Here is a 10,224-nt window from a genome sequence, read left to right on the forward strand (position 1 = left end):
CGTGAGCCGGGCCGGCTGACCTTCATCGTCCGCATGGGCGCCGGCAAGATCCGCGACAAGCTGCCCGAGCTGGTGGAGAAGGTCACGGCGTCGGGTGCGACGGTGGCCTGGGTGACCGACCCGATGCACGGCAACACCTTCGAGGCGGCCTCCGGGCACAAGACCCGCCGCTTCGACGACGTGCTCGACGAGGTCAAGGGCTTCTTCGAGGTGCACAAGGCGCTCGGCACCCACCCGGGCGGCATCCACGTGGAACTGACCGGCGACGACGTCACCGAGTGCGTGGGCGGCGGCGACGAGATCTTCGTGGACGACCTGCACCAGCGCTACGAGACCGCCTGCGACCCCCGGCTCAACCGCAGCCAGTCGCTGGACCTGGCCTTCCTCGTCGCCGAGATGTACCGCGACCAGTAGCCGCATCGCGGTTGGGGCGCGTTGGGGCGCGGATCACACCGGATCCGCGCCCCTTTGCTCTTTTGCGGGTTCTGCCCCGGCGGGTAAGGTTAGGTTTGCCTCACCGATCAAGGGGACGGCAGAAAGACAGCGATCCCGTCGGGAGGTGTACCGCGTGTACGTCTGCAGCTGCTTCGGTATCACCGAGGCGCAGGTCAAGCAGCACGCGGAGGACGGTGCCTGCACCCCCCGCCAGATAGCCTCCGCCTGCAAGGCGGGTACGGACTGCGGGTCGTGCGTGCGCCGGATCCAGGCCCTCCTGGGCCGTGGCGCCTGTCCGCGCCGTGAGCTGGCCGACCAGGGCCGGCCCGTTCTCTCGGAGCTGGACGAGGCCGCCTAGCTCTCCGGCTGCTCGATCAGCTGGGCGAGGTAGAGCGCCTCGCCGAGCTTGTCCACCAGCTCCAGCTGGGTGTCCAGGTAGTCGATGTGGTGCTCCTCGTCGGCGAGGATGTCCTCGAAGATGTTCGCGGACGTGATGTCGCCCTTCTCCCGCATCACCTTGATGCCCCGCCTGAGCCGGTCGATCGCCTCGACCTCGATCTGCCGGTCCGCCTCGAACATCTCCCGGACGGTCTGCCCCACGCGGACGTGGAACAGCCGCTGGTAGTTGGGCAGCCCCTCCAGGAACAGGATCCGGTCGGTCAGTACCTCGGCGTGCTTCATCTCGTCGAACGACTCGTGCCGCGTGTACTTGGCCAGCTTCGTCCAGCCGAAGTTCTCCTGCATCTTCGCGTGCAGGAAGTACTGGTTGATCGCGGTCAGCTCGCCGGTGAGCTGTTCGTTGAGGAACTCGATGACCTCGGGATCGCCCTGCATCGCAGCGGCTCCTTCCACACGGAGGGACGGGGGAGGTGTGCGCCGCATGATTGCACCGGAGGGAAAGATCGTCCAGTAAGTGCGTACTTAGTAAGTACGCCCTGAGTTTGTGGCAATTGTCCGGTTCGGGGGTGGGTGGTCAAGGGCACTGCCCGAGGTCTGTCAGGATGGATACATGGGTCATCCGGTGGAGCGAGAGTCTGGGGCAGCGGCAGGGTCCGAGCTTCCGCCGGGTCAGCGGCTCCAGCGGGGCTGGCCGGTCACGCACTACGGGCCGGTCCCGAAGTTCCGGCCCGAGCGCTGGGAGTTCCGGGTCTTCGGCGCCACCGCCGACGGTGACAAGCACACCTGGAACCACGAGGAGTTCACGGCCCTGCCGTACACCACGGTGGTGGCCGATCTGCACTGCGTGACGAAGTTCAGCATGATCGGCGCGGAGTGGGGCGGCGTCCCGGCCCGCGCGATCCTGGACCTGGCCCCGCCGGCCCCGGACGTCACCCATGTGATGGTCTGGGCCGAGTACGGCTTCAGCTCCAACCTGCGCCTCACGGACTTCGCCTCCGACCGCACGATCTTCGCCACCCACAAGGACGGCGAGCTGCTCACCGCCGAGCACGGCTTCCCGGTCCGCCTGATCGTGCCCCACCTGTACGCCTGGAAGGGCCCGAAGTGGGTCCGGGGCGTGGAGTACATGACCGCCGACCGCCGCGGCTTCTGGGAGGAGCGCGGCTACCACAACATCGGCGACCCCTGGAAGGAACAGCGCTACTCCTACCAGGAGGAGCCCGGGGACGGCCCCGAGCTCTGACCCCCGGTCCGGTCAGTGGTGGTACCGGTGCACCACCGCGTGACCCTTGCCCCGGCCGATCATCCACTTGTTGACCGGGGTGGTCACCGCGAAGGCGATCACGAACGAGACCGCCAGCGAGATCCAGAACAGCGCGTCGCTCAGCATGGCGTCCATCGCGGACGGCCAGACCAGGATCACCCCGTTGTCGATCAGCTCCATCACGGCGATGGACAGGGTGTCCGCGGCCAGCGCCACCCGGAAGGCCGTACGGAAGTCGACGTCGGCGCGCAGGACCCCGCGCAGGGTGAGCGAGTAGCCGAAGACGAAGGCCAGCACGATCGCCAGCACCATGGTCGGCAGGTTGCCCCACCCCAGTGCCGTGCCGATGACCATGCCGAGCACCTCGCCGATGGCGCAGCCGGTGAGGCAGTGCAGGGTGGCCTGCATGGCCATGGGCCAGGTGGCGGCGGAGGCGCGCGGGTGTCCGTGCTCGTGCTCGTGGCGGTGGTGCTCGTGCTGGTGGTGCTCGGGCTGGTGGTGCTCGTGGCTGGTGTGCGCGGAGTGGTCCATGGTCTCCCCCATGCCGAGTGACGGTTCCTGCGACTGACAGGAACCGTATACCCCCCAGGGGTATTCCTCAACGGGTCAGGAAGCCCGGAGTTTCTTCAGCCGCTCCACGTCCGCGGCGTGCCCCTCCTTGCCGCCGGGCGTCTCGATGACCAGCGGCACGCCCTCGGTCGCGGGGTGGGTCATCAGCGCCCGGAACGGGTCCTCGCCGATGTGGCCGGCGCCGATGTTCTCGTGCCGGTCCTTGTGCGCGCCCACCACATCCTTGGAGTCGTTGGCGTGGATCAGCTTCAGCCGGCCCTCGCCGACGGTCTCCACCAGCAGATCCAGGGTCCGGTGCATGCCGCTCGGCCCGGTCAGATCGTGCCCGGCGGCGAAGATGTGGCAGGTGTCCAGGCACACCCCCAGCTTCGGATGGGCGTCCAGCGCCTCGAAGTACGGCCCGAAGTCCCACGTCCGCGAGCACAGCGAGGCGCCCTGCCCGGCGGTCGACTCCAGCAGCAGGAACGGGTCGTCGTCATGGGTCAGCTCGTCCAGCAGCGGCAGCATGTGCGCGCGCACCTGCTTCAGCGCCACCTCCCGCGCCCGCCCGCCGGTCGCGCTCCCGGTGTGCACCACCACACCCAGCGCGCCGATCTCCCGCCCGCGCCGCAGCGAGTGCCGCAGCGACTCCACCGACCGCTCCACGGTCGCCTCGGTGTGCGAACCGAAGTTGATCAGGTACGGCGCGTGGACGTACGCCGGGATCGACTCCTCGGCGCACGCCTGGCGGAACGCCTCGTCCTGCCGCGGGTTCCCGGCGGGCGTGGCCCAGCCGCGCGGGTTGGCGACGAACACCTGCACCGTCTCCGCCTTCAGATCACGGGCGTACGACAGCCCGACGGAGTGCAGGCCGCCGGCCACGGGCACATGGCCGCCGACGGGGTTGCGAAGGGGGGTACGGGGGAGGGAGGACTGAACGGGACTCACCCGTTCAGGGTGTCATGTCCGCCCCCGCACCCGGGCCGTGGTCCCCGGTGAGACCGGTCACCGGATGGTGATCGTGATCGTGGACCCCTTGGGCGCCCGGTCACCGCCCTCGACCGACTGCTTCTTCACGGTGTCGCCGAACAGCCCGAGCAGCCCCCGGTCCTCGTCCACCTCGAAGCCGGCACCCTCCAGCGCCTCGTGGGCCTCGTCCACGCTGTCGCCGACCACGTCCGGGACCTCGATCATCTCCGGACCCTTGGACAGGGTCAGCGTCACCGTGTCGCCCTCGGCGGCCTGGCGCCCCTCGCCCGGGCTCTGCGCGGCCACCTGGCCCGCGTCGTACTCGGAGTTGATCCGCTTGGCGGCGATCTTCACCTTCAGCCCGGCGTCCGTCAGCTCCTGCCTGGCGCTGTCCAGGTCGTCGCCGGTGACATCGGGCACGTCGACCGGGCGGCCCTTGCTGACGACCAGCGCGATCGCCGAGCCGGCGTGCCGCTTGGTGCCCGCCTCCGGTGCCGTACGGATCACCGAGCCCCTCGGGACCTCGTCGCTGAGCTCGCGGGTGACCATGCCCGGCTCCAGGCCGTCCGCCTTCAGCCGCGCCTGCGCCTTCGCGAGCGACTGCCCCGCCACGTTCGGCACGTTCACCGTCTCCGGGCCCAGCGACACGGTCAGCGTCACCGCGTCGTGGTCCCGGATCCGCGCGCCGGGCGCCGGGTCGGAGCCGATCACCGTGCCGCGCTCGACGGTGTCGCTGTACGCGTGCTTGATCTGGCCGACCTCCAGCCCGGCCGCCTCCAGCCGCGCCTTCGCCCGCCCCTCGGTCTGCGCCAGCAGCGGGGGCACCTTGGTGAACTGGCCCGAGTTGATGTACCAGACCCCGGCGCCCACGCCGAACACCACCAGGACGGCCGCGATCACCAGCAGCACCGCGCGCGGGGGCCGCGCCGGGCGTCGGCGGGGCGGCACGGGCGGGCTCTGGAAGCGGGCGGTCCGGTCGATGCCGTCGCCGGCGGGCTCCGCCGGGACGTCCTCGTCGACGGGCAGCGGGCGGGGCACCGTCAGGGCGCGCGGGATCACGCTCGTGCGGTCCTCGGCGTTGTCGTGCTCCGCGGTCAGCGCCTGCGGCGGCAGCGCGTCCAGCTGCTCGTCGGTCAGCGCCAGGCGGGCCTCGCGCACCTGGGCGAGGAGCGCCACGGCGTCGTGCGGCCGGATGTCGGGGGTGCGCGCGGTGGCCGACGCGACCAGCTCGTCCAGCTCGTACGGCAGCCCGGGCACGAGCGCCGACGGCGGCGGCACGTCCTCGTGGATGTGCTTGTAGAGCACCTGGGCCGGGGAGTCCCCGGAGTGCGGCTTGCCGCCCGTCAGCATCTCGTACAGCACCACACCGCACGCGTACACGTCGACGCGCGGGTCGGTGGTGCCCTGCTCGATCTGCTCCGGCGCGAGATAGGAGACGGTCCCGAGCACGGCACCCGTCGTGCTGGTCACCGTGTCCACGGAGCGCACCAGCCCGAAGTCGGCGACCTTGACCCGGCCGTCGTCGCCTATGAGGACGTTCTCCGGCTTCATGTCCCGGTGCACGAACCCGGCCCGGTGCGCGGCGCCGAGCGCGGCGAGCACCGGCTCCAGGATGTCCAGCGCGGCCCGCGGCTGCACCGCGCCCCGCTCGCGCAGCACGTCGCGCAGGGTGCAGCCGGCGATGTACTCCATCGCCAGGTAGACGTACGACCCGTCGGTCCCCTGGTCGAAGACCTGCACCACGTTGGGGTGGTCGAGCCGGGCGACGGACTTCGCCTCCCGGATGAACCGCTCGACGAACGTTCCGTCGGCCGCGAGCGTCGGGTGCATCACCTTCAGCGCGAGAACGCGGTCCAGTCGGGTGTCCAGGGCCCGGTAGACCGTGGCCATCCCACCGGCCGCGATCCGCGCGTCCACGCGGTACCGGCCGTCGAGCACCTGCCCGACGAGGGGGTCCTGAAGGGTCGTATCCACGAGAGGGGAGTCTACGAGGGCCGACTGACAGCCCTGCCCGTTCGCCCCTGATAGCACCGGTACTGAAGCCGACCTGTGACGCGACACACGCATCGCGGCACCACCCGCGACGGTGCGCGGGCGGGGCCGCGATACGGCACCACAGCACCGCTCAGAACGCAGGACGCTCGGGATCCAGCACGGCCAGGCCCTCCGCGGGAGACGACGCCTCGGCGAGATACCGCCGCGGAATCCGCCCCGCCAGCCGGGCCAGCCGGCCCCCCTCCACGGCAAGCCGCATCGCGGAAGCCATCCGCTCCGGCTCCTGCGCCCGCGTCACCGCCGAGGCGAGCATCACCCCCGCGCATCCCAGCTCCATCGCGAGCGCCACATCCGACGCCGTACCGGCCCCCGCGTCCAGGATCACCGGCACACGCGCGTGCTCCACGATCAGCTGGAAGTTGTGGGGGTTGCGAATGCCCAGCCCGGACCCGATCGGCGACCCGAGCGGCATGACGGCGGCGCACCCGACGTCCTGAAGCTTCCGCGCGAGCACCGGGTCGTCGTTGGTGTACGGCAGCACCGTGAACCCGTCGTCGACCAGTGTCTCCGCCGCCTCCAGCAGCTCCACCGGATCCGGCAGCAGCGTCCGCTCGTCGGCGATGACCTCCAGCTTGACCAGGTCCGTACCGAGCGCCTCCCTGGCCAGCCGGGCGGTCAGCACGGCCTCACCGGCGGTGAAACAGCCGGCCGTGTTCGGCAGTACCCGGATTCCGAGCTTCTCCAGCACCGAGAGCACGGAGCCGTGCACGGAGGGGTCCACCCGGCGCATCGCGACCGTGGTCAGTTCCGTGCCGGAGGCGATCAGCGCCCGCTCCAGCACCTCCAGGCTGGGTGCCCCGCCCGTGCCCATGATCAGCCGGGAGGAGAGGGTCAGGTCACCGAGGACCAGAGGATCGTCGGCCATGGCTCAGCCTCCCTGTACGGCGGTGAGGACTTCGACCCGGTCGCCGTCGGCGAGGGCGGTCGTCGCCCACTCCGCGCGCGGGACGACGGTCTCGTTGACGGCGGCGGCCACTCCGCGCGGCGCCGCGGTGAGGGTCCGGACGAGGGCGTCGAGGGCGGTGCCCGGGGTGATCTCCCGGCGCTCCCCGTTGACGGAAATCATGACCGGGCGGTTCATGCGGGCTGCTCCAGCTTCTCCCTGAGCGCGGCGCCGAAGCGCCGCGGCGTGAACGGACGTGCCTCCTCCGGCAGTTCACCGGTGACCAGGGCGTGCGCCAGCACGTCCCCGGTGACCGGTGTGAGCAGTACCCCGTTGCGGTAGTGCCCGGTGGCCAGCAGCAGCCCGGCCAGTCCGGACGGGCCGAGCAGCGGCGCGTTGTCGGGGGAGCCGGGGCGCAGTCCGGCCCGGGTCTCGGTGAGCGGCAGCTCGGTGATGCCGGGCACCAGCTCATGGGCGTCGCGCAGCAGCTCGTACACGCCCCCGGCCGTGACCGCCGTGTCCCAGCCCAGCTCCTCGCTGGTGGCGCCGACGACCAGTTCGCCGTTCTCCCGGGGCACCAGGTAGACATGGCTGCCGCGCACCACGGCCCGCACGGTCCGGCTCAGGAACGGCGCGTACCGGGGCGGCACGGTCAGCCGCAGCACCTGTCCCTTGACCGGCCGTACCGGAGGGAGCAGCTCACCGGGTACGCCCGCGAGACGCCCGCTCAGGCTGCCGGCCGCGAGCACCACCCGGTCCGCGCGCAGTGCGGTGCCGTCCGTGGTGGTGGCTCCGACGGCCCGGTCCCGTGCCACGTCCAGCCGCTCGGCCCAGGCGCGGTGGAACACCACCCCGGACCGCTCGCACGCGGCCACCAGGGCCGCCGCCAGCCGGCGCGGGTCGATCTGGTGGTCGCCGTCGACCCGCAGCCCGCCGCGCACCCCCGGCGCCAGCATCGGCTCCAGGCGCCGGCACTCCCGCCCGGACAGCCACTCCGAGGCGAGCCCCGAGCGCTGCTGGAGCGCGTGCAGTTCCCGCAGGTGGGCGCGGTCGTCGGCGTCCAGTGCGACGGCGAGGGTGCCGCAGCGGCGGTAACCGAGGCCGTGGCCGGTCAGTTCGGTCAGCTCGGCGGCGAAGTCGGGGTAGCGCCGGGCCGATTCGAGGTTGAGGGCGAGCAGGGTCTCCTCGCCGTAGTGCAGTTCGGTGACCGCGGCCAGCATCCCGGCCGCGACCTGCGCGGCCCCGCCGCCGGGCTCGGGGTCCACCACGGCCGTGGCGAGCCCGCGCTGCGCGGCGCGCCAGGCCGTGACCAGGCCGATGACTCCGCCCCCGATGACGAGGACGTCGGACGTACGTGACGACATGGGCGTCCAGCCCCTCCCTTCGCCGGCATGACCCGGATCAGGTTCGTACGGTCGGAGGCCGCCAGCCTCCCTCTCAGCCCGGTGCGTCCGGGCTCCCGCGAGTGCTTGTACGGTGGCCACCCTAGCCCGCCGACCTCCGCACTCGTAAGGGAGCCCCGCCTCATGGCCCGCTCGCTGGACGGACTCATCCTCGCCCCCGTGGCGGACCAGGCCCCAGGTCAGGTGGGCACCCGCACCCGGTTCACGTACCACGAGGAGGACGGCGGGATCTGGGCCGAGTACGCGGGCGGTGACGTCGTACGCGGCCACCTGGTGGGCACCCGCGAGGGGGACCGGCTGGACTTCCGGTACGTGCAGCTGAAGACCGACGGAACGACCGCCTCCGGGCACTGTGTGTCCACGGTCGTGGAGCTGCCGGACGGCCGGGTGCGGCTGGAGGAGAACTGGGAGTGGGAGTCCCGGCCGGGCTCCGGCACGAGCGTTGTGGAGCAGGTCACCGAGCACGCCCACTGACTGACGGATCATCAATTGTCTATGGTGATCGGGTGAGCGAGCAGACAGCGGAAGAGGGCACGTCACCGGGGCGGCGCGTGGTCGTCGTGGGCGCGGGCATGGCCGGGGTGCAGACCGCGGTCGCCCTGCGCGAGCAGGGTTTCCGGGGCGGGGTGACCGTCATCGGAGCCGAACCGCACCAGCCGTACGACCGGCCGCCGCTGTCCAAGGCGGTGCTGCTCGGCAAGGCCGAGGACTCGGCCTTCGAGGTGGACTTCGAGTCCCTCGGTGTCGAGCTGCGGCTCGGCTGCGAGGTGCGCGGGGTGCGCCCCGCCGACCACGAGCTGGACACCGAGGCGGGCCCGGTGCCGTACGACGTCCTGGTCCTCGCCACCGGCGCGGAACCGGTCCAGCTGCCCGGCACCGAGGGCGTGCCCGGGGTGCATCTGCTGCGCACCCTGGACGACGCCGAGCGGCTGCGGCCCGTGCTCGCCCGGCAGCACGACGTCGTGGTGGTGGGCGCCGGCTGGATCGGCGCCGAGTTCGCCACCGCCGCCCGCGAGGCGGGCTGCGCGGTGACCGTCGTGGAGGCCGCCGAGCATCCGCTCGCCGGTGCCCTGCCCGCCGAGGTCGCCGCGCCCATGGCCGCCTGGTACGCCGACGCGGGCGTGGATCTGCGCACCCACGCGCGCGTGGAGCGCGTCGAGCCGGGTGAGGTGGTGCTCGCCGACGGCACCCGGCTGCCCGCGGGCGCCGTCGTCATCGGCATCGGCGCCCGCCCCGCCACCGCGTGGCTGGCCGGCTCCGGCGTCGAGCTGGGCGCGCACGGCGAGGTCCTCACCGACGACCACCTGCGCACCTCCGTGCCGGACGTGTACGCCGTCGGCGACTGCGCCTCCTTCCCCTCGGCCCGCTACGGCGAGCGGCTCCTCGTCCACCACTGGGACAACGCCCTGCAGGGCCCGCGCACGGTCGCCGCGAACATCCTCGGCGAGACCCCGGCGGCCTACGACCCGGTGCCGTACTTCTGGTCCGAGCAGTTCGGCCGGTTCGTGCAGTACGCCGGCCACCACGCCGCGGCCGACCGCCTGGTCTGGCGCGGCGACCCGGCGGGCCCGTCCTGGACGGTGTGCTGGCTGCGTGAGAACCGCCTGGTGGCCCTCCTGGCCGTGGGCCGTCCCCGCGACCTGGCCCAGGGCCGCCGCCTGATCGAGGCGGGCCGGACCATGGATCCCGAGGCCCTGGCGGACCCGGCCCGCCCCCTGAAGAACGCCACGGCGGACCAGCACACCCTCCCACCTGGACCTGCCTGACTTCCGACTGTCAGTGGGGGATGGCAGGCTTGTCCTTGTGACCGAGATTGACGCAAAGATTGATGCTCTCGTCCCCGCCTGGCTCACCCTCCCCGACATCGCCGAACAGCTCGGCGTCGAGGTGACGCGTGTCCGGCAGCTGGTCAAGGAGGGCCAGCTGATCGCCGTACGCCGTGGTGAGAACAGGGCGCTGCACGTCCCCGCCGCCTTCATCGACGGGGACAAGGTCGTCAAGGGCCTGTCCGGGACCCTGACGCTCCTGCGGGACGACGGCTTCACGGTCGAAGAGATGATCGAGTGGCTCTTCACCCCCGACCCGACCCTGCCCGGCACCCCCGCGCAGGCCCTGAGCGAGAATCGCGGCACGGAGGTGAAGCGCCGCGCCCAGGCGCTCGCCGTCTGAGCCGACCCGCAGCAGGAGGTGGGGGGGGGGGGGGGGGGGGGGGGGGGGGGGGGAGGGGAGGGAGAACGGCGGAGAAAAAGCGAAAAGGCAAAAGAGAA

At 72.0% G+C, this 10,224-nt stretch carries 13 protein-coding genes and 1 riboswitch; of the genes, 6 read left to right on the top strand and 7 right to left on the bottom strand.

Annotation, left to right across the window (positions count from 1 at the left end):
* Window positions 1–414: 3-deoxy-7-phosphoheptulonate synthase (locus ACZ4U1_RS39970; RefSeq protein ID WP_467909099.1), on the top strand; the 414-nt coding region annotated here is incomplete at its 5' end.
* Window positions 415–568: 154 nt separating this feature from the next.
* A complete protein-coding gene (locus ACZ4U1_RS39975; RefSeq protein WP_356163127.1) occupies window positions 569–793 on the top strand; it encodes a (2Fe-2S)-binding protein in 225 nt (74 codons plus the stop codon).
* On the opposite strand, the gene bfr is transcribed toward ACZ4U1_RS39975, so the two are convergent.
* A complete protein-coding gene (gene bfr, locus ACZ4U1_RS39980) occupies window positions 790–1,269 on the bottom strand; it encodes a bacterioferritin (RefSeq protein WP_356163125.1) in 480 nt (159 codons plus the stop codon). The two genes, ACZ4U1_RS39975 and bfr, sit on opposite strands and share 4 nt — an antisense overlap.
* Before the next feature lie 175 nt (window positions 1,270–1,444).
* Here bfr and ACZ4U1_RS39985 point away from each other — a divergent pair, with 175 nt between their 5' ends.
* On the top strand, window positions 1,445–2,077 hold the full coding sequence (locus tag ACZ4U1_RS39985) for a sulfite oxidase-like oxidoreductase (protein ID WP_467909101.1): 633 nt from the start codon (window positions 1,445–1,447) through the stop codon (window positions 2,075–2,077).
* Between the two features lie 12 nt (window positions 2,078–2,089).
* Here ACZ4U1_RS39985 and ACZ4U1_RS39990 read toward each other — a convergent pair whose 3' ends face one another.
* From ACZ4U1_RS39990 to thiO, 6 genes are all read right to left on the bottom strand, one after another.
* On the bottom strand, window positions 2,090–2,629 hold the full coding sequence (locus ACZ4U1_RS39990) for a DUF4396 domain-containing protein (RefSeq protein WP_467909109.1): 540 nt from the start codon (window positions 2,627–2,629) through the stop codon (window positions 2,090–2,092).
* 75 nt (window positions 2,630–2,704) lie between these two features.
* Complete coding sequence (locus ACZ4U1_RS39995) at window positions 2,705–3,595, bottom strand: deoxyribonuclease IV (RefSeq protein ID WP_467909102.1); 891 nt, start codon at window positions 3,593–3,595, stop codon at window positions 2,705–2,707.
* A 57-nt stretch (window positions 3,596–3,652) separates the two neighbouring features.
* Window positions 3,653–5,590 (bottom strand): Stk1 family PASTA domain-containing Ser/Thr kinase, encoded by a 1,938-nt coding sequence (gene pknB, locus ACZ4U1_RS40000; RefSeq protein ID WP_467909103.1) that lies wholly within the window; start codon window positions 5,588–5,590, stop codon window positions 3,653–3,655.
* 151 nt (window positions 5,591–5,741) lie between these two features.
* Window positions 5,742–6,536 carry a thiazole synthase gene (locus ACZ4U1_RS40005; protein ID WP_467909104.1) on the bottom strand — a complete coding sequence of 265 codons (795 nt, stop codon included), beginning with the start codon at window positions 6,534–6,536 and terminating at the stop codon, window positions 5,742–5,744.
* Between the two features lie 3 nt (window positions 6,537–6,539).
* Window positions 6,540–6,752 (bottom strand): sulfur carrier protein ThiS, encoded by a 213-nt coding sequence (gene thiS, locus ACZ4U1_RS40010; protein WP_467909105.1) that lies wholly within the window; start codon window positions 6,750–6,752, stop codon window positions 6,540–6,542.
* On the bottom strand, window positions 6,749–7,918 hold the full coding sequence (gene thiO / locus ACZ4U1_RS40015) for a glycine oxidase ThiO (RefSeq protein ID WP_467909106.1): 1,170 nt from the start codon (window positions 7,916–7,918) through the stop codon (window positions 6,749–6,751). Before thiO ends, thiS begins: the two co-directional genes overlap by 4 nt.
* Window positions 7,916–8,027, bottom strand: a riboswitch (TPP riboswitch). Its footprint overlaps the gene before it by 3 nt.
* Window positions 8,028–8,080: 53 nt before the next feature.
* Here thiO and ACZ4U1_RS40020 point away from each other — a divergent pair.
* The 3 genes from ACZ4U1_RS40020 to ACZ4U1_RS40030 are packed head-to-tail and all read left to right on the top strand — an operon-like array spanning window position 8,081 to window position 10,126.
* Window positions 8,081–8,431 (top strand): avidin-fold protein, encoded by a 351-nt coding sequence (locus ACZ4U1_RS40020; RefSeq protein ID WP_467909107.1) that lies wholly within the window; start codon window positions 8,081–8,083, stop codon window positions 8,429–8,431.
* A 32-nt stretch (window positions 8,432–8,463) separates the two neighbouring features.
* The gene (locus ACZ4U1_RS40025; protein ID WP_467909108.1) at window positions 8,464–9,723 is read left to right on the top strand and encodes an NAD(P)/FAD-dependent oxidoreductase; all 1,260 of its coding nucleotides are present in this window, start codon (window positions 8,464–8,466) and stop codon (window positions 9,721–9,723) included.
* A gap of 37 nt (window positions 9,724–9,760) precedes the next feature.
* Window positions 9,761–10,126, top strand: coding sequence for an Rv2175c family DNA-binding protein (locus ACZ4U1_RS40030; protein ID WP_055707421.1), 366 nt, complete (start codon window positions 9,761–9,763; stop codon window positions 10,124–10,126).
* Window positions 10,127–10,224 lie beyond the last annotated feature (98 nt).

It is taken from the genome of Streptomyces sp. NPDC028928, assembly GCF_055564915.1.

What these genes read in the sequence shown, in the direction of transcription:
- bfr (WP_356163125.1), bottom strand. Translation starts at nt 1,269, where the DNA reads ATGCAGGGCGATCCCGAGGTCATCGAGTTCCTCAACGAACAGCTCACC.
- ACZ4U1_RS39985 (WP_467909101.1), top strand. Translation starts at nt 1,445, where the DNA reads ATGGGTCATCCGGTGGAGCGAGAGTCTGGGGCAGCGGCAGGGTCCGAG.
- ACZ4U1_RS39990 (WP_467909109.1), bottom strand. Translation starts at nt 2,629, where the DNA reads ATGGACCACTCCGCGCACACCAGCCACGAGCACCACCAGCCCGAGCAC.
- ACZ4U1_RS40005 (WP_467909104.1), bottom strand. Translation starts at nt 6,536, where the DNA reads ATGGCCGACGATCCTCTGGTCCTCGGTGACCTGACCCTCTCCTCCCGG.
- thiS (WP_467909105.1), bottom strand. Translation starts at nt 6,752, where the DNA reads ATGAACCGCCCGGTCATGATTTCCGTCAACGGGGAGCGCCGGGAGATC.
- thiO (WP_467909106.1), bottom strand. Translation starts at nt 7,918, where the DNA reads ATGTCGTCACGTACGTCCGACGTCCTCGTCATCGGGGGCGGAGTCATC.
- ACZ4U1_RS40020 (WP_467909107.1), top strand. Translation starts at nt 8,081, where the DNA reads ATGGCCCGCTCGCTGGACGGACTCATCCTCGCCCCCGTGGCGGACCAG.